The organism is Spirosoma humi (genome assembly GCF_054776575.1).
This window is the reverse complement of the sequence record NZ_BAAHBR010000008.1, coordinates 630,695-655,251: the sequence shown is the minus strand read 5'-3', so window position 1 is coordinate 655,251 and position 24,557 is coordinate 630,695. Positions and strand designations below refer to the sequence as shown.

The following is a 24,557-nucleotide window of genomic DNA, read 5'->3' as shown; positions in this document are numbered from 1 at the left end:
TTCTTTTTCTGTGGGGAGTGGAGGATTCGAACCTCCGAAGGCGTACGCCAGCAGATTTACAGTCTGATCCATTTGGCCACTCTGGAAACTCCCCAAAAAACACGTGCGAAGAACATTTTCCGCCCCGTTTCCGGTTTGGAGTTGCAAAATTACACGTTTTTATGGTGTTGTCAACACATGCTTTAAAAATAATTCCGTAAACCTAAATTTTAATTTAATACCTGGGTTAATGACTTTCCGGTAGGGTACTGGATATCAGCGATTCGCCACCGCGAAGCGACCTGTTGCATAGCAACTTTGATCTCCTCCGGCTTGCCCTTATTTTCAAAAGTTATATAGACAATTGCCTTTGCCCCACCGATGATTGCCGGTAAGACCCAGGTCTTTTTGATAGAGGCATCGGGTTCATTGTAGAGTAAATTTATTTTCGACCGATTTACTTTACCCGGTGTAGTTTTGGCATCGTTCCAGATAAGATCAGCGGTGGATTTAATGAAAAACTGGTCGATTAACGCCCGATCTTTTGTCTCCCGCATGGGGTTCTCTGTTTTATTATGCTCAAAGTAAAGCGCTCTTACTAAACGATCAGCCGCCGACCGGGGCGTATCTGGTCCGGGGCGCTTGGCCAAGCTTGCCGTACTATCTTCTGTTTCGGTAGCAGAAGCCGTTTGCGTTTCCTGCTTGGGTTTAGTCTGGCATGACAAGGTAAGGAGCAGTAAAAAGGGAATGAGTTTTGATGTGATCATAATAAATAGACCTGTAGATTTAGGTTTGATAAGGCTAATTTCTGGCTGAACGCCCACACAAATTATAATCTTTGCCGGAAGTAATGACAAAGTTCTGCTCGCTGAAAAACTAATGATCTACCCTGTTTAGCGCTTTCGTATTACCAAAAAAGCCATGCCCAGTATGACAGGCATGGCTTCGGTCAGTAAGCAAACGTCTTTTTACCAGACTTTAATCCGGTCTTCGGGTTTTTTATACATTTTATCGCCGGGCTGAACATTGAACGCTTGGTACCAGGCATTGATGTTGGATAATGGCCCGTTGCAACGGTACAGCCCCGGCGCATGTGGATCGGTCATGATGAGCTGGGCTTCTGTTTCGGGCAATACATTAATACGCCATACCTGCGCCCATGATAAGAAGAACCGCTGGTCGGGAGAGAAACCATCAATCAGGCTTTTTTTGCCACTCGCTTTCCCCTGGGGCGTCTTTTTGAACGCATCATAGGCGATGGCGAGTCCACCCAGGTCGGCTAGGTTTTCGCCAAGCGTTAGTTGACCATTCACTTTAATGGAATCCAGCACTTTGAAGCCGAAGAACTGCTCTTTCACCTGATCGGCGCGTTTTTTAAAATTTTCAGCATCGGCCTTTGTCCACCAGTCGCGAAGGGTTCCGTCGGCATCGTACTGGCGACCGGAATCGTCGAAGCCGTGCGTCATTTCGTGACCAATAACGGCACCAATACCACCATAGTTAATGGCATCGTCGGCGTCGAAATCAAAGAACGGAAATTGCAGAATGGCCGCCGGAAAGGCAATTTCGTTGTTGACTGGATTGTAGTAAGCATTCACCGTTGGAGGTGTCATGCCCCACTCTGTTTTGTCGACAGGTTTGCCCAGCCGGTTGATCATGTAGTTGTACGACCATTTACCGGCCGATTTTACATTGCCATAGTAGTCGTTGCGGTTGATGACCACCCCTTCATAGTTTTTCCACTTATCAGGATAGCCAATTTTCCGTCTGAAAGACAGGAGTTTTGTCAGGGCCTTTTTCTTGGTGTCCTCACTCATCCAGTCCAAGTTTTTGATATGTTCTTTGTAGGAAGCTTCCAGGTTATCGACCAGTGTCAGCATCCGCTGTTTGGCTTCGGGCTTGAAGTATTTCTGTACATAAAGCTGACCCAATAAATCACCCAACGAACCATCAATGAGGCTGCTTACGCGCTGCCAGCGTGGCGTTTGCTCCTTTTGACCGGTCAACACACGTGAGAAAGCGAAGTTTTGTTTTACGAAGGCATCGCTCAGATAGGGGGCCGCCCCCTTGAGAATGTTCCACCGCATGTAAGTCCGCAGTTCTTCAATGGGCGTTGCGGCAATGAGGCTATCGAGGGACCGGAAGAACGTTGGGCTTTGTACCAGAACCGTATCCTGCCCTTTAGCACCATATTTTGTCAATTGATCAGCCCAGTTAATACTCGGCGTCAATTTCGAAAAACCACCAACGGTCAGTTTGTTGTACGTTTTATATGGATCACGCAGATCAACACGTGGCATCTGCGCTTTCGCAAGAGCCGTTTCAACGCGCATGATCATATCGGCGTCCTGAGCAGCCTGCGTTGGTTCTTCGCCAATCAGGGCAAACATTTTGGTCAGGTTATCGTGATACGCATCGCGAATCTTCGTGCTGCGGGCGTCGTTTTTCAGGTAATAGTCCCGATCGGGAAGTGTCGTACCACCCTGACTGAACTGAGGCAAATATTTAGTGACGTTCTTACGGTCCTGTCCAACAAAAAAGCCAAACAGCATACCGTTACTTTGGGTCCGCTGGTAGGCCAGTTCATCCAGAAAGGCTGCTTTGTTATTAACTTTTTCGATACGGGCAAGATCGGGTTTGATGGGATCGAAACCACGCTGCTCAATGGTAGCACTGTCCATCCCACTGACATAGTAATCCCCCACCATCTGATACAACCGGCCTTTGGTCGACGTTTTCGACGCTTCTTCGAGCAACGACTTCATGGCATCGAGGCTCTTTTCACGCAACTCGTTGAAGCTTCCCCACGATGTTTTGGAGGCAGGAATAGCATTTTTTTTCAGCCAGTTACCATTGGCATATTGGTAGAAGTTATCACCCGGCTTCACCGATAAATCCATATTCTGGGAATCAATGAACTTCGGGGGAACTGCCGCTACAATGCCGACAGCGATAGCTCCTGTGAGAAGAAAAGTTACTCGTTTAGTCATGATGACAGTTAATATTAATAAAAGCCTACAAAAATAGGCAAAAAACAAGAACGCAGCCTAAGCGGGTGGACGGGAGAAAACAGACAAATCCATTTACAACCGCTTGAGCCGCTTAGGCTGCGTTCTTACTTTTCGTGTACTTATCTACCCGCCGTTAGGGCTGACTGAAACTCTTTATAAGTACCGGTTTTATACTGGTCAAACGGCTCTTTCTGGTGGTAGTTCTTCCCGAAATACGTTATGATTTGATGAAATGTACGGGGTTCCAGATAGCCGGGAATGGGCTGAATCAAATTAAATTTCTCATCTAAGAATACCGTCGTCGGGTAACTCATTTGATTTTTCAACAACGCTGCGGCCAGTTCGTGAACGCCCCGACTTCCCCCGCTAATGTACTTGAATGTCTGGTTGCCCAGTGTTACATCGCCCGTTTGTTCGGCATTGAACCGAACGGCGTAATAATTCTGATTGACGTAATCGACAATGGCGGGTTTCGAGAACGTTTCGCGGTCCATCACTTTGCACCAGCCACACCAGTCTGTGTATACATCGACAACAAATTTTTTCGGCTTCTTTTGCGTCAGGGCGTATGCCTCCTGAATCGTCAGCCATTTTATGTGTTTAGGTTCGTCACTGACCTTGCGCACGGCGGGTTCAATGGGAAGCGTAGTTCGAAATGCAGTGATCGTGACTAAAACGAAAGCCGCACAAATGAGAAGCAGACGGTTCATGTAGGTTGTTGTTTTAACAGATAACGTTCGGTGGTTAATAAAATTAGTAAAATATGCCGCTGTTGATCAAAAAGCATGCAGGAATTAATCAACAACACACTTACTCCGCTGGCTTAACGGCGCGTAGTACATCGCGTTTGTGCAACGGGCCATTGTGCTTTTCTACCGTCAGACCAGCAGCCCGCATATTGCGCTGAACATAACTTTTTGAACAGTAGGTAGTCAACATACCACCTGGCAGCAATAAGTGAGCCAGTTGACTAAATATTTCCGGCTCCCAAAGTTCAGGCTGGGCCGATGGAGCAAACGCATCAAAATAGATGACGTGAAAGCGGTCGGCGGTTTGTAGATTCTGCAACTTCTCTTCGTATTTGGTTAACGTAAAATACGGATTCAGGGCAATTGGCTCATGCCACGAAGACTCATGGAGTACCGGTAGATAAGCTGTATTGAAAAACCTGTCGTAATTAAGCTGGCGGGCCTGCTCTATGGGCATAGGATAGGCTTCGATGGCAGTGTAGACCACGTGGTGCTGATTGGCCTGCGCTTCCCGAGCGGTTAGCAAGGCATTTAACCCAGTGCCAAAGCCCATTTCGAAGATATGCAGTTGAGAATCAGGAAAGTTCTCAAATGCGGGTAGTAAGCCCAACTCAATGTATACGCGCTGCGACTCCTGATAGGCACCATGAATGGAGTGATAAGTCTTGTCAAGCGCTTCATTTATGGCGGTGTGTGAACCATCGGCGGTTAGCATCAGGTGAATGTCTGCTTTCATTATCTGTCGTTTTTGGCCTATTTTTGCTCATTCATGTACGGTATACCGGACTATTTCTTATACAGTACTTACTACTCATTTATCTGTTAGCTCTAATGATTCAACGCGTTCAAACGATATTTTTGTTTCTCATTACCGTGGCCATGGGTATTGCCCTGACAAATCCTTTGTGGGAAAAGGCAGGCACAAAATCGCCGGAAATGGCCCGTCTTACAGCCTTACAATACACAACACAACAAGCTGTAGCTACGCAACCGGGGTTGCCCGCTCAATCATTGCCAACAACTTATGTCGACTCGATCTGGTATTTGGCGCTACTAATCGCTCTGGTCGGGCTGTCAGCCTTTTACGCTATTTTCCAGTTCAAAAACAGGCTGACCCAAACGGTTCTTTGTGCGGTAAACGCACTCATGCTGACCGCCATTATGGGCATCATTCTTTACCGGACGCTTTATGCGGCTAAAGCATACGGAAATCCAGCCGATCAGGGCACTTTCCTGACTGGCTTTTATGCCATAGTTGCCGCCTTAGTGTTTAACGCCCTTGCCAATCGGTTCATTCGCCGGGACGAAAAATTAGTACGAGGGTCAGACCGGCTACGGTAGACGATACGCTTCAGGAAAACTTACAGAATAGCCCGGCCCTACTAGAAAGTTTGGCCGGGCTATCCTTTTATAATCGTATTTACTCGTCTATACCTGCTTTTGCCGTATCTTGAGCCTGAATTACAACCTCATTTGACAATGCAAAAACAGGTACTCTTTTTCTTCTATTTACTACTCACAATTCCTCGTCTGGTTTCTGCCCAGCCTACCAGCGGAACCGGAACAGCAGGCAGCATTTCCAGCTTCACAACGGGCATGGAGCGCAACCCCGGTTTTATGACCTATTACTGGGATGCGAAAAAAGGAAAAATATGGCTTGAAATAGCCGCTTTCGATACAGAATTCCTGTATTATCCAACCCTCGCGCAGGGTGTTGGCTCCAACGACATTGGCCTGGATCGGGGCCGATTAGGGCAGGAACATATCGTGAAGTTCCAGCGTAGCGGCCCAAAGGTGTTGCTGATTGAGCCAAACTACGCCTATCGGGCCATCACTAACGACCCGCTCGAACGAAGGGCCGTTGAAGAGTCATTCGCCAAATCGGTGCATGCTGGCTTCGACATTGTCGCCGAAGAGAGTGGCAAGGTACTCGTTGATCTGACACCGTTTCTGATGCAGGATGCGGTCGGCGCGGTGCAGGCTATCAGTCGCACAAGGCAGGGCACTTTTAAGTTCGACCCCGCCCGGAGTGCAATGTACCTGGCTCGTACCAAAGCGTTTCCGCAGAACACAGAATTCGAAACAGTTATTACACTCACAGGCGACAATCCGGGTGCTTATCTGCGGGAGGTGGTGCCGACGCCTTCGGCCGTTACCATGCACCAGCACCACTCGTTTGTGCAGTTACCGGATAAAAACTACAAGCCAAGGGTGTTCGACCCGCGCATCGGTTATGGCGGCATCGAATATTTCGATTATGCCACGCCCGTGAGTCAGCCGATTATGAAGCGGTATATTTCCCGGCATCGGCTCGAGAAAAAAGATCCGTCAGCAGCGGTCAGCGAAGCGGTTAAACCCATTGTCTATTACATTGATCCCGGCACGCCGGAACCCATCCGCTCGGCGTTGATGGAAGGCACGGCCTGGTGGAATCAGGCGTTTGAAGCCGCTGGCTATAAAGATGCGTTTCAGGTGAAGCTGCTTCCTGCCGATGCGGACCCCATGGATGTACGCTATAATCTCGTTCAATGGGTGCACCGCTCCACGCGGGGCTGGTCGTACGGCGGTAGCATCAGCGATCCGCGTACGGGTGAGATTATTAAAGGAAAGGTTACGCTTGGCTCGCTGCGGGTTCGGCAGGATTATCTGATTGCCCAGGGTTTAATTGGCAACTTTGCCACAGCCGGACAGGATTCTTCGAAAGCCGATCCCATGATGACGATGTCGCTCGATCGGTTGCGGCAACTGGCCGCTCACGAGGTTGGCCATACCCTTGGTTTGCCGCACAACTACATAGCCAGTACGGAGGGTAATGCGCCTGATGCTACGGAACGATTCGGCCGGGCATCGGTGATGGACTACCCTACCATGGTTGCCAAAATAAAGGGGGCCAGTATTGACCTGTCCGACGCCTATGCCAAAGGCATTGGTGCTTATGACAAATGGAGCATTCGCTACGGGTACGAACAGTTTCCCAGCGGCACCAATGAAAAACAGGCGCTGGATAAACTGGTCAACGACATGCACAAGGCTGGCCTCACGTTCCTGACCGATCAGGATGCCCGGCCCGAAGGCTCATCGCACCCTGGCACACACTTGTGGGATAATGGTTCGAATGCTGTTGATGAACTGAAGCGGGTAATGGACGTGCGCAAAATAGCCCTGGCGAATTTTACGGAGAAGAAGATTCCCGTTGGTGCCCCCATGGCAACCCTGGAGGAAGTGTTTGTACCCATGTATATGTTCCATCGGTATCAGGTTGAGGCAGCCGCCAAAGTCCTGGGTGGTCAAACCTATACGAATGCCCTGCGGGGAGATGGCCAGGCAGTTCTGTCGGCGGTTCCGGCAGAGGAACAGAACCGGGCTTTGAGCGTGCTGTTGTCAACGCTGAATCCGGGTTTTCTGGCCGTTCCTCAAGCCATGCTTACCCTGATTCCACCCCGCCCCTTTCGGTATGATCCCAATCCACGGGAGGTTTTCAAACGGCATACCGGTATCACCTTCGATCCCCTGGGTCCACCCGAAGCAGCGGCTGGGATGACACTGCGGCTGATGCTCAACCCCGAGCGCTGTGCCCGGCTGGCGAGCCAGCGCTGGATCGTGAACGGTCAACTACCAAGTCTGGACCAGGTCATCGATCAATTAATTACATCGACATACGGCTCTCCCAAAGACTATCGTCAAACTAAAAAAGACATCACCTACGACGGAGCGATTCGGCGTATGCTGCACCGCAAAGTATTGGAAAGCCTAATGCAACTTGCCGTCGATAAAGAGTTGGATGGCGCTGTTCGGGCAGCCGCTCACGAAGGCATTATGCGGATCAAGAGCCAATACTCAGTGGAGCCAACGACTCGTTTACCAACAAGCGGAGCGCTTACCAAGGAAACGTCTTCGGGTACAACACCCGATTATCTGTACTGGCTGATCGGGCAATACGAAACGAACCCTGGTTCAATCCCGGTAGCCGCGGCCCTCGCCCCACCCGATGGTGCTCCCATTGATCCGGGCCAGGAATGGCTATCGTCCGATTGCGACTGGAAATAACCGTTAACCAAAAAAGCCATCTGCCCACAAACAGGTGGCTTTTTTAATGCTACAGGCAAAGAAAATGATTTCGATCTACATTCGGCACATTGGTCTACAGCTTGGCGTCATAGCTTTGTCATAAAAACGAATCAGTAGTAGTATGAGCACAGCGTTTCGATTTGTCTGGATAGGTATCCTGTTAATGATCGGTCAACTCACTTTTGCCCAGCAGTCCATTTCGGCCGATACAGCAAAAGCCGTTGTGCCCGCTACCCTTATACCCGGACCAGCAGTTACTTCCGAACCTGTTGTCAACGCTGCTCCGGGAAAACCACAGCCGGAGAAAAACGAACTCAAATACAACCTGAACGAGTCGGGTACGCACTTTTTTAAAGCCACATTTCTGAATCAGGCCTGGTTGCAATTCAACCAAAGCAATCCGGGGTCAACCGTTATTGGCGTTCCCAAAGACAATACATTCTCCATTGGTCTGCGCCGGACACGCATGCAGCTATTCGGGCAGATCAGCGATCACGTCTTTCTGTATTTTCAGTTTGGGATGAACAATTTCAATTACCTCGCTGGGGGATTTAATCAAAACGCATCCTCGCAGCGAAAAGTACAAGCTTTCTTTCACGACGCCGTGGGCGAATATCTGGTCTTCAAAAACAAAAACTACCTTAACATTGGGGGCGGTTTAACCATTGTCAACGGCCTTTCGCGCTTCAGCGCCCCCAGCGTGGCTACCATCATGACGATGGACGTACCCGTATTTGCCCAGGCAACCGTTGATCAGACGGATTTATTCTCCCGCAAATTGAGCCTATACGCACGGGGGCAGATCGGCCATCTCGATTACCGGGTCGCTCTTAGTGACCCGTTTCCCATCCAGACGAACGGCTCCGCGCTTCCATCCTACGGCCCCACGTCTATCTTCGCGTTAAAAGGTCATAACAAACAGTTTCAGGGCCTGTTCATGTGGCAGTTTTTCGACAAAGAAGCGCATCAGGCACCGGGCTACAACACGGGTACGTATCTGGGAGCAAAGAAGATCGTCAATCTTGAAGCTGGCTTTATTACCCAGAAAAATGCCATGGTCCGCGTTTCAGCACCCGGCGATACCATTTACGAGAACATGACGCTCTGGTCAATTGCGTCCTTCCTGGACATGCCCCTGAACAAAGACAAAGGCACAGCCATAAATGCTTATCTTGGCTATTTCCACACCGATTATGGCACTAATTACCTACGTTTTAATAGCGCACTCAACCCCGCCAGTGATATCGCGGCTGCCCAACGGCCGGGTGCGTTGGGCGGTACCCAGGGGAATGCATTTCCTATGTTTGGTACGGGTAGCGTTGTGTATGGCCAGTTGGGTTATTTGATGAAACGAGATTTATTTGGCGCTGGCAATGGTACGCTTATGCCCTATGTACAGGCTCAGATTGCCACTTACCAGCGGGTTTCGAATACGCTTGGCGTTTACAACCTGGGGGTTAATTACCTTATTAAAGGTCATAACGGCAAACTGACGCTCGATTATCAGAACCGGCCTTTTTATGAACCATCGTCGGGCGCATCACCCATTTCGACGGGGGGTAGACGGGGCCAGTTAATTTTTCAATACCAGGTGTTTATTTAGAAATCGGCCTGCTTTAAATCAAAAATCCCGCTAATACAGTAGCGGGATTTTTGATTCATAACCCATTCTTATTTCTTGGTTGCCTCCTGACAGGCATCTACTGTCATGTCCTTCATATCCCGGTTGGCCGTGTTCTCCGTTACTTCCGAAAGCTCCAGACGAGTACGGGTTATGCTCGACTTCTGGTCACTTTTAACGTAGTATTTCTTGCCAGCCTCAACGTTGAGATCAAGCCCCGTTTCTTTCTTGAATAGTTCGACGCCCCCACGGTGCGCCGTCAATGACAATTTACCCGGCTTAGCTTTGTATTCGATGTACCGATTGTTGCTGAGCTTGCAAATCATCACTTCGTTCGCGAAAATGGCATAGTTCAGCGCTGACCCAAAGAATTGGCCACCCCGGTAGATGTATACCGTGGCAAAATCGTCCGTACTGGCGGTATTGCCCGGCATTGAGTCAGTCCGAAAAGCCGAGCTCAGCATACATAAACAGAATAGTAGTAGGATAGATGGTCTCTTCACGGTTGTCTACGGTTTGATTTATGTGTTTGGTCAAAAATTTAGACAAAAAAAGAGACTCACCTGTAGAGAGCCTCTTTTTTACTAAACTATCCCATTGCTACACGCCGATGTTCAGCGTACTTAGTACGCCGTTCATATTCCGAACGGCATCGGCAGATTTGTTGAATGCAGCCTGCTCGTCGTCGGTTAGTTTATAGTCAATGATTTCTTCCCAGCCATTGCGGCCCAGAACAACCGGTACGCCCAGGCAAATATCCGACTGACCGTATTCGCCTTCCAGCAACACACAGGATGGGATAATACGTTTCTGATCGCGCACAATGGCTTCGACCATGTAAGCACCAGCCGCGCCCGGTGCATACCAGGCCGACGTACCGATCAGGCCCGTTAGGGTAGCGCCCCCTACCATGGTATCGGCCGCTACTTTCTTCAGCGTTTCCTCATCCAGAAACTGGCTTACGGGCACACCGGCTTTGGTCGCCAAACGTGTCAGTGGAATCATTGTCGTGTCGCCATGACCACCAATAACAGACGCCTGTAAGTCATTGGGCGAACACTCCAGCGCTAATGACAAATAGGTTTTGAAACGCGCAGAATCCAATGCACCACCCAGGCCGATGACCCGATTCTTGGGCAATCCCGACGATTTAAGCGCCAGGTAGGTCATGGTGTCCATTGGGTTAGAGATAATAATGAAGATGGCGTCGGGCGAGTATTTCAGAATATTTTCCGTTACGCCTTTGACAATACCCGCGTTGATACCGATGAGATCTTCGCGCGTCATACCGGGTTTACGCGGTAAACCCGAGGTGATCACAACCACATCCGAACCGGCAGTTTTTTCATAATCATTGGTTGAGCCAGTCAGCTTTATGTCGCAGTCGAGCAGCGTCGACGCCTGGAGCATATCGAGCGATTTTCCTTCGCTGATGCCTTCTTTAATGTCTAAAAGAACAACTTCATGGGCGAGTTCCCGACGGGCGATGTTGTCGGCACAAGTAGCTCCAACGGCCCCTGCTCCTACTACGGTAACTTTCATACTCTATTCGAAATTAAAAGGTTAACAAGTGATCGCAAAAGTACGGTTCCGTACCAAGACAAACCAAAGTGTATGGATTAAAACTTATGGAGGGTTACAACGTTTATAGGTTATTCATGTTTTTTGTAAAACATTCACACATAATTGCTTTTCTGTTTAGCGACCCGTAACAGTAAACCCAATGGCAAACAGTAGTCTTATTTCGCGTATTCTGACATCTATTTTTTTTAAGCGAGCCAACGTGGGTGCTGTGCGCTATGCCCGGAACTCGCGGAGTCTGTTCCAGTTGGTGAAAGACGCTCTGGCAAAAAGTGGTGGTTTATCGGGCAACAATATTGCGGCCTTCCGAGAACAATTGGGTATTGTTGCGCGCCTGGTTAGAGCCTACGCATCGGGTGAGTATCGCCAGTTACCTTGGAAAACCCTGATAAGCATTGTGGCGGTGTTACTCTATTTCGTTAACCCGTTGGACATTATCCCGGATATTCTGCCGATTGTCGGTTTCGCCGATGACATTGCGCTGGTCGGCTGGCTGTTTAGTTCAATAGGAAGCGACATCGAGAAGTTCCGCCAGTGGGAACAGACAACGGCTACCGCTGGAGACCATAACACGCAATCGCCTAAAACGATCAAGATCGGGTAAGTATAAAAGGGCTGGTTTGTTGTTTTAGCTTATACCTGTCCTTCGAAGGAGGAAATAACCGGCGGGCCGGATGAAACTTAAAATAGTAACGCCAGGGTTGAAACCAAATAGCCTCTTGGTGCGTAAGTTTCACCGACTTTTAATAGATTGTACGAGAGAGTTTTGTTAATTTTGCATACATTCAAATCCCAGGAAATATGATTTCGGCAAGCATTTTGGCATTTATGGGTTTGGGCGGTCAGGAAATGATTTTTATTTTCCTGGCATTGCTCCTATTGTTCGGCGCTAAAAAGATTCCCGAACTAGCCCGGGGACTTGGTAAAGGCATCAAAGAATTCAAAGACGCAACCAAAGACGTTCGCGAAAATATCGAAGAAGGTCTCAAGGAGTCCGAGAAATAGTCGGGTCTTTTTATAGGCAGACAATTAAGCAGCCCCAAACTGGAGCCGCTTGATTGTCTGTTTCTGCTTTATAGGGTTTCCATGTTACGTTCTCTGTTTTGACACTCTACCGTAGCTTTTCCTCCGTTCAGGCCGATATCAAATCCGGCTCCCTTACCTGCCATCAACTGGTCGAGCAATACCTCGCCCGCATTGATGCAAACCAGCACCTCAACGTTTTTACAGAGGTTTACGACACGGATGCTTTACAGCAAGCCGCCACAATCGACCAAAAAATTGCTGCGGGTACCGCTGGCCGGTTAGCCGGCATGGTTATCGGCATTAAAGATGTGCTCAGTTATGCCGGACATGGCGTCCGGGCCGGAAGCTGTATACTAGCTGATTTCACCGCCCAATTTACGGCAACAGCCGTTCAACGCCTGCTCGACGAAGATGTCATTATCATTGGTCGACAAAACTGCGATGAGTTTGCCATGGGCTCTTCGAACGAGAATTCATCCTTTGGCCCGGTTCTCAACGCGGTCGACACCAACCGAGTCCCCGGCGGATCGAGCGGTGGCTCGGCGGTGGCCGTGCAGGCCGGCCTTTGCCTGGCCAGTATTGGCTCCGACACAGGCGGCTCCGTTCGTCAGCCAGCGGCCTTTTGTGGTGTTGTGGGCTTAAAACCAACGTACGGACGCGTTAGTCGCTGGGGCTTAATTGCTTATGCTTCTTCCTTCGATTGCGTTGGAACCATTGCCAACAATGTCGATGATGCAGCTTTGCTCCTCGAAATTATGGCGGGTGCCGATGACTTTGACAGCACGGTTTCCAGTCAACCCGTTTCGGCCTACACCCAGGCTACTCTACCCGATCGACCGCTGCGCATCGCCTACCTGCGCGATGGTGTAGAAAGTTCGGGGGTTGATCCATCTATTCAGGAAGCGACTCAAGCCAAAATAGATTCCTTAAAGCAGGCAGGTCACATGGTAGAAGCTGTCGATATATCGCTTCTTAAATACCTGCTTCCCACCTACTACATTCTGACGACGGCCGAAGCTTCCTCCAACCTCTCGCGCTTCGACGGAGTGCGATACGGCTACAGAAGTGTATCGGCCGATGCATCACCTCTGGATCTTTTATCGTTGTACAAGAAAAGCCGTACAGAAGGATTCGGTGCCGAAGTTCGCAAGCGGATTTTGCTGGGCACATTTGTGTTGAGCGCCAGTTATTACGATGCCTATTACACCAAAGCGCAGCAGGTTCGGCGATTGATCCGTCGGGAAACCGAACAATTGTTTGAGCAGTACGACTTTCTGCTATCGCCCACAACGCCAACACCCGCCTTCTTATTGGGGGAGAAAACGGGACAGCGCCCGGACGATGATCCGTTACAAATGTACCTTGCCGATATTTTCACGGTGCAGGCCAATGTAGTTGGTTATCCGGCGATATCCATTCCCAACGGCACCGACAACAGCCTTGGTGATGGACACGGATTGCCAATAGGTCTACAGCTAATGGCTCCGCCTTTTGCAGAGGGCGCATTGATTGCCATGGCAAAAAAGCTGGCTAGTTAATATAGGGTGTATACTAGTTCCGATGTATATCCTACACGCTATACCATACATTATTAACGTAACGAACCTAACTGAACGAAATCTATATGAACTACATGAACCGTAGCCTGTTAAGATTAGGACTATTGAGTGCGGTGATGGGGCTATTGACCGTGGCCCAAGCCAGTCCGGCCAATCTGGTTCGGACCAATACTACGATTCAATCAGATAGTACAATCGTTAAAAAAGATACGATTGCCGTTGTCCCTACGGTGCCCGATAGTCTGTTACGGGAGCGATTAACGAAGTTACAAAAAAGCATTCCGCTGAATTACCATAAGTCTGTTCAGGCTTATGTAGACTATTTTACCTTTCGTAAGGCCAGCACCACCAAAACGATGCTGGAACGAATGCCGCTCTTCTTTCCGCTTTACGAACGAATGCTGGCCCAGTATGGTCTTCCCGATGAACTCAAGTACCTGTCCATTGTCGAATCTGCACTGAATCCACGGGCTATTTCCCATGCAGGAGCTGGCGGACTTTGGCAGATTATGCCGGGTACGGGTCGTGATCTGCGTTTGTATCAGGACGATTATGTAGATGAGCGGATGGACCCCGTCAAAGCCACCGAAGCCGCCTGCAAATACCTTCGCGATTTGTATACTATCTTCGGCGACTGGGAACTGGCAATGGCAGCGTATAACTGCGGGCCGGGGGCCGTTAAACGCGCCATGCGCCGATCGGGGGGGGATTCTTTTTACACAATCTTCGACGCTTTGCCGAAAGAAACCCGGGGTTATGTCCCTCAGTTCGTCGCGTTTACGTACCTGATGAACCATGCCAATGATCATGGCATCGTTGCCGAAACGTACGAGTACCCCATTCCGCACGATACGATTCAGGTAAGTGGTTATTTCAATCTTGAAACGTTTGCCAAGCACAGCACCATGCCCCTGGCCGATCTTCAGAAAATGAATCCGGCCATTACGACCACCATTCTACCCGAATACACGAACCGGTATCCGTTGCGGGTACCCCGTCAACAATACGGCTATTTCGCCAGCCGTCGCCGGGCTATTCTGGACTCAGCAAGTCAGCGACCGGGCGTTATGGAGCATATTCTGTTGGCGAATGCCGAAGAGGTTCGTTATGGTATGGACTCTATGGGGGCCTGGAATGCCCTGAGTCGAAATCCGCTGGCGGGCATCACGAATGAAGAAACGTTGACCGAAGAGGGGGCTGCTCTGGCAAAGAACAGCGGTAAACCAGCGAAATTAACCGCCCAACTCGCGGTAGCAGAATCGGCCGATGAACCTGAAGAGGACATTGAAACAGTCGTGCTGCGCAAGCCGAAGAAACAAACGTATGTTGTCAGGAAGGGTGATAACCTGGGCGACATTGCCGATCGGTACAACGTTGAACTCTATGACATAAAGCGCTGGAACCATCTGCGTTCCACTAAAATTCAGCGTGGCCAGAAATTGGTCATTCTAAAAGAAGTAGCTGAAACCCGGGCTGAGCGATTGGCCGATCAGGGCACCGTGAAAGGGCGAAAGAAAGCCGAGGAGATTGCTAAAACCAAGCGGTATAAGCCACGTTACCATCGCGTTCAGGATGGCGATACGCTGTGGAATATTGCCCAGCGCTATGACGGCCTGACGATTGACCGACTCAAGAAATTGAATCATATCCGAAGCAATTCCCTTCGCCCCGGCCAGAAGCTGATTGTAGGGTAGGTTCTGCCAAACTGACTCATGAAACCCATGACTTGACACCAAAAAGTCATGGGTTTTTCGTATCTTTAACTCATATAACACGCTAGAAAACAAGCTTTTCAACCAACAAATGATTGCTTATTTAGACGGAACACTGTCCTATAAAGAACCCACTCTTGTCATTATCGACGTGCATGGAGTTGGCTACTCGGTTCATATATCACTTCAAACGTATGCCGTTCTACCCGGTGGTGGCGATCGGATCAAATTATTCATTCACCACCTTTTCCGCGAAGATTTGCAGGCACTTTATGGCTTTGCCAATGCCGATGAAAAAAGCTTATTTCTGGATCTGGTTGGCGTGTCAGGCGTTGGTCCGAACACGGCATTAGGTATGCTGTCTGCCATGCAGCCCGGCGATCTACGATTGGCGATTCTGGGCGAAAACGTGCGGGCCGTACAGGCAATCAAGGGAATTGGTGCCAAAACAGCGCAGCGTATCATTCTCGAACTACGTGACAAAATGAAAAAGTCGGGCGTTGTTCCCGATGGGCCTACGTACCGGCAGCAACCGGCCGCCAATCCGGTTCGGGAAGAGTCTCTGGCTGCACTCATAGCGCTGGGATTACCTAAACCAACAGCGGAAAAAAGTGTGGATGACGCTCTTAAAGCAGACCCAGATCTGAGCGTCGAAGACGTTATTCGGCGAGCATTACGCTAGGTTTTACTGGAAACTAAAAAGCGTAAGTAAAGAGCTTTGCAGCTTTACTTACGCTTTTTTATTACATGCGTTAATTCACACCGGCCGCCTGCTTGCTTTTCTCTTTAGCAACTGCTTTCAATTCTTTTGCTTCACCTTTCAGTACTTTCTTTTCAGCCTTTTCCATTTTCCGATCGGCCTTAGCCATACGGGTTTTTGGATCCGAAATACCTTTTACTTCCAAACCCTTGTGAGTTTTAGCTTCCATTTGGTACTCCTGGGCTTTAGCTACTTTCTTCTCGGCTTTCATTTCTTTTTTAGCCGCTTTTCCTTCCTGAACAGCCTGTGAAAATCCGGGTTGAGCTACCGCTAGCAGCGCACATGCAGACGCAGCCATGATCAATTTTTTCATAACAGTTAACGTTTTGTGTAGTACAATCAAAAAATGTAAGGTATTGAGTGGTTCCTAACAGACACAAAACAATTTTGTTTGATAAGCGCTTGTTTGATCAACTTATCCTACATTATCTATAGATAATACATGTATTCATTTAAATAATTCAAATTCAATTAGTTGAAATAAGGTATTGTTTGAAATAGCTAATAACGATACTTAATCATTTTAAGTAATTTAGTATGTATCTAAAATAGGCAACCCATTATGTAATCAATAACGGTGCCTGATTCGTACGCCTAAACGCCACTTATTTATACGCTAAACTTGCTTGTAACTTAAAAGAGGTTGCTCCTGCAGGAGCAACCTCTTTTAAGTTACAAGCAAAAAAATATTAGTTATCCGTAGCTAAATTATTTAAGGCTAATTCAGACGATGAAATTGGCCAGATATAACCCGCTTCCGTAGCCGCTTTGGCAGGTACCGTTCCCTTAGCCGGAATTGTTTGCAACAAGCGCACCAGATCATTATTCCTTAGACCTTCACCCAGGAACTCGATTCGTCTTTCCAGTAGAATGGCACTAGCCAGATCGGCCGAGGTGGCAAAGTTAGCTGCCGTAAATGTTGTTGAAGCATCCGAACGGTTCCGAACGGCATTCAAAAGGGCAACCGCCTGCGCATCGACCGTGTTTGTACTACGAACCTTCGCTTCAGCCAAGTTCAGTAACACTTCGGCATATCGGATAACAGGCACATAATCGGTAAACGGGCTAGGTGCTTTGTACTTGATGAGCCAGTTTTTCACAGCAGCACCTGTACCCGACTGCTTGACAAACGCGCGTCTTTTATCCGTAGCTGTCCAGGTGGGCTCTGCAATAATTCCCTTTGGATTCAGCGAATATTCACCGTTCCCTACCCCTCCGTTAGCGGCATTTGGCGAAAAGTAATAAGCCAATTGATTCTGCGTACCCGGAAAATCACCCGTTGTGGTTGTCATCGGCATCGAAAGAATTGACTCCGTCGTCGTGTAATTCGTAAAGATGGTAGCAATATCAGCCTGCAACGCATTGGCGACACCCGTCGACGCCTTGAACGGAGCCGTTGCGCTGACAATTTTGTTGGCTTCTGTAATAACACTGGCGTAGTTCTGCATGCTCAAGTACACCCGTGTTTTCAAGGCGATGGCCGTATTCTTGTGCGCACGAGTTGTGTTATCAGCAGCCGTCGCGTAGGTGGATGGCAGCCCGGCTTCAGCTTCGTTCAGGTCTTTCAACACTTGTGCGTATACTTCAGACACACTGCTGCGGGCCAGATTTGACTGGCCTACCCCCCGGATTCCGTTTAACCGAAGGGGCACACCCGGCTTACTACCGTTCCCATCGGCATAGGGACGGGCGTAGTACTGCAGCAGACTGTAATAGGTTAATCCTCGGATCAGCTTGGCTTCTGCAATGTACTTGGCCGCGGCTTCAGCGCCTACCACTGTAGACCCGCCCGCTTCCATACCATCCAGAAATATGTTACACTTGTTGATGGTCAGGTAGGCGTAGTACCACAGGTTTACAACCGCCGTAGCACTGTTGGTAGCGTTGAGGCTCCACACATCCGAACCGGTAACAAGGTTAGAGGTCTCGTTAATAAAATCCTCCCCCCGAATATCACCATAAACAACATACCGGCCACCGTAAAAATTACCGTCTTTCAGGGCCCCGTAAAGTGACAGAAGCTGGGTTTGTACGCGGGTTGTGGTACTAAACGCCGATGCATCCGATACCGACGTTTGCGGGATAGGGTTAAGCAAATCTCTGTTGCAGGAACTGACTCCTATCAAGAGTAGACAGATGACTGCTGAATAATTTAGTCTCTTTTTCATGATATCGTTTCTTGTCAGAATTAGAAGCCAGCTTTAAGACCAACCGTTATGGTACGGGCATTACCAATCGTATTTCGGTCAACACCCTGACCACTGGCACTGCCGGAACCGTTGGAAGATACTTCTGGGTCTGGACCGGGGTATTTCGTCAGTACGGCCAGATTCTGTCCGCTCACGTAAACCCGAAGGTTACTCATCCCGATTCTTGTTACCAGTGTTGTTGGCAGATTATAGCCCAGCATGACACTTCTAACTTTCAGGAAGTCGCCTTTGAATACATTGATATCCATAGGAATGGATGACCCATTGGAAACGTTGTCGTTGAAGACAGGTTTGGCGTATTTTTTACCCGCATCACCTTCTTTTTGCCACGCATCGGTCAGTACATCGCGGGCATTGTTCCAGAAACGCTGATCGTGCAAACCAGAGTTGGTGCCATAATAAACGCTGAAGCCCAGTTGATACGTTAGCAGCACACCCAAATCGAAATTTTTGTACCTGAAATTGTTATCCCAGCCACCGTACTGTTTTGGGTTTACATTGGCATACATCACAGCGTCGGCTGCCTGCGTGATGGATGTTCCACCCGAAGCATTCACGTAGCGGGTCCGTCCATCGGGCGTAGTCGAATAGTTGTACTCGCCAGTTGGCGCATAGTATTGATAATAAACATTTTGCCCGGCGGAGTTGATAAAGATCCGTTTGCCCGTTGCCGGATCAACGCCACCCGTACGAACGACCCACAGTTGGCCGAGCGAATAGCCGGGAGCTGTCTGGTTCACGGTTTCCAGAGACGATGTAGACGTTTGGAGTACATTCAGGCCAGGTGCTAAGGCCGTCACTTCGTTTTTATTGAAGGTGATGTTGAAGTTAGAGCTCCACTGGAAATTTTTGGAATTAATGACGCGGGCGTTGAAGGATAACTCAAGCCCTTTGTTATACATCTTCCCAACGTTTTGAGGAGGATAGGTAACCGTCGTGACAGGACCGGTTGGACCAGGTATGCCGGTAGAAGGAGCCTGCGCTACGTTAAGAATTAAGTTGTCAATATCGTTTTTGTAGTAGGCAACTTCGCCAGTGATACGGTTATTCAGCAACCCAAAGGTGAAGCCAACGTCTGTTTTCGTACTGGTTTCCCACTTCAGGCTGGGGTTCCCCACACTTTGGAAATAGAGTGTGGAACCTCCACCGTATAAACCAGATCCGTATAATGAGTAAGGTGTGTAGTCATTGATACCACCAATGTTTCCGACCTTACCGTAGCTGCCCCGGATTTTAAAACTGCTGAACACATTGTCGAGGTGAGCATTTTTCCAGAAGCCTTCCTGAGCGATTTCCCAACCCGCCGATGCACCATAGAAAGTACCTTTTTTTACACCCAAAGCGGAGTACTCATCCTGCCGCAAGTTACCGCTCAGGAAGTACTTCTCTTTGTAATTGTAGTTCAGACGCCCGAAAGCCGACAGCAAATAGTTTTCGGTAAAGAGCAGACTGGAGGCATTACTGGTAACCCAGCCCGCCTGAATAACGGTGTAGTTCGGATCAGACAACGTTTGACGGTTCAACCCGTATCCGGTTTGCGTAGTACGTTGTTGCTCCTGACCAAGTAACAAACTCACGTTATGGGCTCCGCCGAACGAACGATCGAATTGGGCCGTATTGGTCCATAACCACGTTTTCAATTTACGGAAGTTGCTCGTGGCATTACCCGACGAAGCGTACCCATCACTGCTGACCGGCGACTGGAATAAGTCGTTATCCACCAGCAAATAATCGATTCCGTAAGAACTCCTCAAGGTGATCCAGTTCAGCGGTTTGAACTGAATGTAAGCGTTGGATTGAACGTGGTTGTTTTCCGTATTCGACCGGTTTTGATCCAGCATCGGGAGTGGGTTAGGATACGAAATAGATGTACCCACGATATTATTGGCATAACCAATAGCCGACCCATTCAGGTTGTATGTACCATCATTGTTATACGGCGAAAGGATTGGAGGCAGAACCAGCCCAACACGGCCTAAACCGCTGGTATTGTAGGCTTCTCCGTTCAGAGAACCCGACGTTCCGGAAGAAAGGTTTTTCTCATTCGAAAAAGCTATTTTACCACCTATAGTCACCAGTTTACCCAGCTTACTATCGACGTTGAACAGCACGTTCATCCGATTAAAATCATTCCTGCGAAGAATACCCTGCTGCCCCGTATAGCCGACTGCAAAGTAATAATTCGTGTTCTCGCTACCCCCCGAAACATTCAGGTTATGGCTCTGCGAGACGCCCTGACGATAGATGTAGTCGTACCAACGGGTATCAATCGGGTTACCGTTTGCATCGTTGGTTTGCGTAAACTTCACGGCAGAAGCCGTCGGGTTGTTGGCAACAGCCTGCGATTTGAATTTGATGTATTCACTCGCATTCAGCATCTCAGGAAGGCGGTAGGTATTCGAGAAACCGACCCAGCCATCGTAGTTCACTTTTACTTTGCCTGATTTTCCGCGTTTGGTCGTGATGAAAACAACGCCGTTGGCAGCCCGGCTTCCGTAGATGGCTGTGGCTGCTGCATCTTTGGCAATGTCCATGCTCTCGATGTCGTTGGGGTTGATACTGGCCAGTGGGTTACTAGGCGCGTTGGTAGAACCCTGATCACCCGTAAACGTCGGTACGCCATCCACAACGATCAAGGGATAGGAGCTAAGCGAGATGGAATTTGTACCACGAATCCGGAAAACGGGAGGATTGTTCAGGACACCGTTGGGGACGGTAATCTGCACACCCGGCGTGCGGCCGGCCAGGCCCGACTCAAAGCTCTGAATGGGCATCTGGGCAATAGCCGATCCTTTCACAGAACCGATACTACCCGTTGCATCCTGCCGGGTTTGTGTTCCATACCCAATAACAACCACTTCACTCAATTGCTGCGAATCTCCAGCGAGGGAGATATTGACTGTTGTCTGATTACCTACAACAACTTCCTGATTTACATAACCAATGAAGCTGAACACTAACCGACTGCTGGGCGAAGCAGTTATCTTATAATAACCCTGCGCATCTGTATTTGTACCTTTTGTGGTTCCTTTTACCTGAACAGTTACCCCAGGTAACGGAGACCCGTCGTCTGATGAAGTTACGCGGCCGCTGACTGCCACATCCTGTGCCAGAGCGGGCAGACAGAAAAGTAGCAAAAGAAGCCAGCCTCCCAATAAAATTTTGCTCATAAGATGATGAAAATTAAAATATGTGGTGAAACCCTATTACAGGAATACAAAGTTAATCTATGAAATACGAGTTATCATACTTTTCCGCCAAGGAATTTTGCAATATTCCAATAAATCAAATTTCGACGAGGCTAGGAAAGAATAAAATTTTACGAAATATGATCTAATTGGAATATATAATAATTACAGTTAACCATTCGGTTGAAACATAACGCTCACCGACTAGTTTATTCCAATGGAATATATCGTATCTTATTCGACGAATAGATTCTAAAAGGAGATAAAATACATAAATTGAGGTACGAGTAACTATACGTAACTACCTAATTATCAAGCCAAAAAGTACTTAAGTATAAAATAGAGTCTATGAAAATAATTTTCCCAAGTAGTTGTTTATACCTAACTTATTGAAAAAACATTGAACCTATATAATAATTTAAATTTTATGATTTTATCAAAACAAAAAATCCTCTTTAGATAATTTATTAATATTTTAGTTCTCTTTTTGCGTATTTTTTGAAATTTTTCACCGATTATATTATTGGATTATTTCCTGTAACTACTTAGTTACTTATTCATTTAGGATATTGCCTAATGTAAGCAACGCCAGTTGCTGGTGAGATGGTGGCTCGAACCGACTGGCAGAACAACGAGGTGGCGTCTTAACAAAAACGCCCAACTAGCGTCGGGCTGGCTGGGCGTTTTCTACCTTAGTTTGACTGGCTGCCTTTTAAGTTCGTTTCCAGGTAGGTTGTGTATTGCTGAAATAGTAAAAGCTGCGTGCCAGCGCTATACGCAATACCATGTGCGCCGGGTGGATAGATTCTGAGGTCAGCATCTTTGCCGGCGTCTTCAAGTGCATTCATCAATTGGAAGGTATTCCGGACGTGGACGTTTTCATCCATCGTTGAGTGGGCGACAAACATTTTACCGGCAAGATTCTTAGCGTAAGTAGACACGGCGCTGACCTTATACTGTTCTTCATTTTCGGGAAGCAGGCCCATGTAGCGTTCGGTGTAAATCGAATCGTAAAGCCGCCAGTCCGTCACAGGAGCGCCTACCAGAGAGACTTTAAATACGCCAGGATGCGTCAGCATCGTGTAGCTACTCATGTAGCCGCCGTAGCTGTGCCCCCGAATGGCCATCCGATTGGCATCGGCCCAGGGTTGTTTGGCCAGATAAGCCGCTGTTTCGGCGAAGTCCAGACTCTCATATTTGCCCAGCTTTTCGTAGACTATTTTCTCGAATTCACGGCCGTAGCCTCCGCTACCCCGGTTGTTTACGCCCACAACGATATAACCTGTTTGTGCAAGCCACTGATGCCATCCTATTGTAGCAAACTCATTATACACCGATTGCGCGCCTGGCCCGCCATAAATATCCAGCATAACCGGATACTTCTTCGTAGGGTCGAAATCAAGCGGCTTGATAATCGAAATGTCGATCTGTTGCCCGTCGGACGTTTTGAAGCTGCTCAGTTCCTTAGGCGAATAGTCGTGGCTGGCAACATAATCGGCCACACGCTTGTTTGTTTCCAGCGCTTTGATCAATTGCCCTTTTGTATCACGCAGTTCCACCTGTGTGGGGGTCGACACGTTCGAATATTTGTCGATAAAGTATTGGCCGTTGGGCGAAAAATTGACCGTATGCCGACCCGGAATGGTTGTGAGCCGACGTTTATTCTTACCATCGACATCCGTTACAAACAACTGCCGTTCCAGGGGCGATGCTTCCGTCGATGTGAAATAAACTTTTTTGGCTTTTGGGTCAATGTGGTGAACATAGCTGACCTCCCACTTACCACTGGTCACCGCATTGAGCAGTTTCCCTCTATAATCATAGCGGTACAGGTGGGCGTGGCCATCCCGATCCGACACCCAGTAAAACTCCTGAACGCCCGCCGGAAAATAGATCAGGTGATTGATTCCCGCGAAAAAGTCGAACACATCAACCCAGGTCGTCGACTTTTCTTCCAGTATCTGTTTGGCTTCTCCTGTGCGGGCGTTGGCCATAAACAAACGTAAGTGATTCTGCTTGCGGTTCAGGTGCACCAGGGCTAACTGGCCTTCCTGCGAAGTCCAGTAAATCCGTGGAATGTAGCCATCAGCTAAATCTACCTTCATCCATTGCTTTGCCCCGCTTGGATTGGCCTTGTTGGCAATCTCAATGACACCAATACGAACTGTCGGATTTTTGTCACCAACACGCGGGTAGGGTAAGGAATCGAACTTCTCGTCGAAGCCTTTGTAATCCGTCAGTTTATAAATCGGGACCTGGCGTTCGTCAGACTGCCAGAAGGCAATGAACTTACTATCGGGCGACCAGTCCCAGGCCTGCGCCAACCCGAATTCTTCTTCATATGCCCAGCCAAACCGTCCGTTGTAGAAAGCCGCTTTAGCATCGTCGGTAAGTTGAGTTTCTTTTTGCGTGGCGAAATCAAAAACAAACAGGTTGCCGCCCCGCTCGTAGCCGACTTTGCTACCATCCGGAGCGAGTTCTGCCGTCTGGGCATCTTTAGCGACCAGCTTCAGACTCTTATCGGCTACGGAGTAAACGTAGTAATCGGACACGCCTGACCGCCGGTACACAGGCCTGAAATTGGCCTGAAATAAGATGTTTTTCGAGTCCTTCGACCACTGAAAAGAACCGTACAAAAACGGCTTATCGGTGCCCGGAAATTTTAGTTGGCTCCCATCAAAAATGGTTTCCTCTTTCTGGTCTTTCGGGGATAACGTCTTAATGGTGTTCTGGCCATCGATGAACGAGAATTTAGTCCCGCCTTCAATCCAGTTTACGCTGCGCGGCCCTGATGATCCGGCCAGTTGCCCACCAGAAAATACGGCTTGTTGAAGGTTTGTGTAACGCTGTTTAGTCTGTTGCGCAGTTGCCAGATGAGCAAAGAGCAAGGCAACGCTAAACAGCCAGCTAACTTGATTTCGGTTGATCATGAAGTATATATAGAACTTATCAAAGAGTCAAAGCTACTAAAAAAATGAATGTCCGTTTTTTAGTAGCTGATCCCCGATTCTACTCAGGCCGAATTCCTTTTTTAAGTATATTTCCCGGTAAAACCTATTCAGTTTTATTCACCAACCAACTACTTTACCTATG

The 24,557-nt window shown here is 48.5% G+C and carries 18 protein-coding genes and 1 tRNA gene; 8 read left to right on the top strand and 11 right to left on the bottom strand.

What is annotated here, in order from left to right; translation table 11 throughout:
* Positions 1-11: 11 nt before the first annotated feature.
* The 5 genes from ACYU8Y_RS11425 to mnmC2 all read right to left on the bottom strand — a co-directional run bounded on the left by ACYU8Y_RS11425 (position 12) and on the right by mnmC2 (position 4,475).
* A tRNA-Tyr gene (locus tag ACYU8Y_RS11425) sits at positions 12-94 on the bottom strand.
* A 115-nt stretch (positions 95-209) separates the two neighbouring features.
* A complete protein-coding gene (locus ACYU8Y_RS11420) occupies positions 210-746 on the bottom strand; it encodes a hypothetical protein (RefSeq protein WP_460937219.1) in 537 nt (178 codons plus the stop codon).
* A 201-nt stretch (positions 747-947) separates the two neighbouring features.
* On the bottom strand, positions 948-2,969 hold the full coding sequence (locus tag ACYU8Y_RS11415; protein ID WP_460937217.1) for a M13 family metallopeptidase: 2,022 nt from the start codon (positions 2,967-2,969) through the stop codon (positions 948-950).
* A gap of 140 nt (positions 2,970-3,109) precedes the next feature.
* Positions 3,110-3,700 (bottom strand): thioredoxin family protein, encoded by a 591-nt coding sequence (locus ACYU8Y_RS11410; protein ID WP_460937215.1) that lies wholly within the window; start codon positions 3,698-3,700, stop codon positions 3,110-3,112.
* A gap of 100 nt (positions 3,701-3,800) precedes the next feature.
* Positions 3,801-4,475, bottom strand: a complete 675-nt coding sequence (gene mnmC2 / locus ACYU8Y_RS11405; RefSeq protein WP_460937213.1) for a tRNA (5-methylaminomethyl-2-thiouridine)(34)-methyltransferase MnmC2 — start codon at positions 4,473-4,475, stop codon at positions 3,801-3,803.
* A 95-nt stretch (positions 4,476-4,570) separates the two neighbouring features.
* On the opposite strand from mnmC2, the gene ACYU8Y_RS11400 reads away from it, so the two are divergent.
* From ACYU8Y_RS11400 to ACYU8Y_RS11390, 3 genes are all read left to right on the top strand, one after another.
* On the top strand, positions 4,571-5,080 hold the full coding sequence (locus ACYU8Y_RS11400) for a DUF4293 domain-containing protein (protein WP_460937211.1): 510 nt from the start codon (positions 4,571-4,573) through the stop codon (positions 5,078-5,080).
* Positions 5,081-5,218: 138 nt separating this feature from the next.
* Entirely contained in the window at positions 5,219-7,786 is a 2,568-nt protein-coding gene (locus tag ACYU8Y_RS11395; protein ID WP_460937209.1) for a zinc-dependent metalloprotease, read from the top strand.
* Positions 7,787-7,928: 142 nt separating this feature from the next.
* Entirely contained in the window at positions 7,929-9,410 is a 1,482-nt protein-coding gene (locus ACYU8Y_RS11390) for a hypothetical protein (RefSeq protein WP_460937207.1), read from the top strand.
* 68 nt (positions 9,411-9,478) lie between these two features.
* Here the strand turns inward: ACYU8Y_RS11390 and ACYU8Y_RS11385 are convergent, their stop codons facing one another.
* Both ACYU8Y_RS11385 and mdh read right to left on the bottom strand, forming a co-directional pair.
* Positions 9,479-9,892 (bottom strand): DUF2846 domain-containing protein, encoded by a 414-nt coding sequence (locus ACYU8Y_RS11385; RefSeq protein ID WP_460937205.1) that lies wholly within the window; start codon positions 9,890-9,892, stop codon positions 9,479-9,481.
* A gap of 136 nt (positions 9,893-10,028) precedes the next feature.
* Complete coding sequence (mdh, locus tag ACYU8Y_RS11380) at positions 10,029-10,970, bottom strand: malate dehydrogenase (RefSeq protein WP_460937203.1); 942 nt, start codon at positions 10,968-10,970, stop codon at positions 10,029-10,031.
* Positions 10,971-11,151: 181 nt separating this feature from the next.
* On the opposite strand from mdh, the gene ACYU8Y_RS11375 reads away from it, so the two are divergent.
* The 5 genes from ACYU8Y_RS11375 to ruvA all read left to right on the top strand — a co-directional run bounded on the left by ACYU8Y_RS11375 (position 11,152) and on the right by ruvA (position 15,988).
* Positions 11,152-11,613 (top strand): YkvA family protein, encoded by a 462-nt coding sequence (locus ACYU8Y_RS11375; RefSeq protein WP_460937201.1) that lies wholly within the window; start codon positions 11,152-11,154, stop codon positions 11,611-11,613.
* A 197-nt stretch (positions 11,614-11,810) separates the two neighbouring features.
* Positions 11,811-12,014, top strand: coding sequence for a Sec-independent protein translocase subunit TatA/TatB (locus tag ACYU8Y_RS11370; RefSeq protein ID WP_460937199.1), 204 nt, complete (start codon positions 11,811-11,813; stop codon positions 12,012-12,014).
* 98 nt (positions 12,015-12,112) lie between these two features.
* Positions 12,113-13,573, top strand: coding sequence for an Asp-tRNA(Asn)/Glu-tRNA(Gln) amidotransferase subunit GatA (gene gatA / locus ACYU8Y_RS11365; protein ID WP_460937197.1), 1,461 nt, complete (start codon positions 12,113-12,115; stop codon positions 13,571-13,573).
* Between the two features lie 86 nt (positions 13,574-13,659).
* Positions 13,660-15,288: a lytic transglycosylase domain-containing protein gene (locus tag ACYU8Y_RS11360; RefSeq protein WP_460937195.1), complete on the top strand. Its 1,629-nt coding sequence runs from the start codon at positions 13,660-13,662 to the stop codon at positions 15,286-15,288.
* A gap of 109 nt (positions 15,289-15,397) precedes the next feature.
* Positions 15,398-15,988, top strand: coding sequence for a Holliday junction branch migration protein RuvA (gene ruvA / locus ACYU8Y_RS11355; RefSeq protein WP_460937194.1), 591 nt, complete (start codon positions 15,398-15,400; stop codon positions 15,986-15,988).
* Between the two features lie 70 nt (positions 15,989-16,058).
* Here ruvA and ACYU8Y_RS11350 read toward each other — a convergent pair whose 3' ends face one another.
* The 4 genes from ACYU8Y_RS11350 to ACYU8Y_RS11335 all read right to left on the bottom strand — a co-directional run bounded on the left by ACYU8Y_RS11350 (position 16,059) and on the right by ACYU8Y_RS11335 (position 24,394).
* Positions 16,059-16,379, bottom strand: coding sequence for a hypothetical protein (locus ACYU8Y_RS11350; RefSeq protein ID WP_460937192.1), 321 nt, complete (start codon positions 16,377-16,379; stop codon positions 16,059-16,061).
* Positions 16,380-16,755: 376 nt separating this feature from the next.
* Complete coding sequence (locus ACYU8Y_RS11345; RefSeq protein WP_460937190.1) at positions 16,756-18,234, bottom strand: RagB/SusD family nutrient uptake outer membrane protein; 1,479 nt, start codon at positions 18,232-18,234, stop codon at positions 16,756-16,758.
* 20 nt (positions 18,235-18,254) lie between these two features.
* A complete protein-coding gene (locus ACYU8Y_RS11340; protein ID WP_460937188.1) occupies positions 18,255-21,446 on the bottom strand; it encodes a SusC/RagA family TonB-linked outer membrane protein in 3,192 nt (1,063 codons plus the stop codon).
* Between the two features lie 710 nt (positions 21,447-22,156).
* A complete protein-coding gene (locus ACYU8Y_RS11335) occupies positions 22,157-24,394 on the bottom strand; it encodes a S9 family peptidase (RefSeq protein WP_460937186.1) in 2,238 nt (745 codons plus the stop codon).
* Between the last annotated feature and the right edge of the window lie 163 nt (positions 24,395-24,557).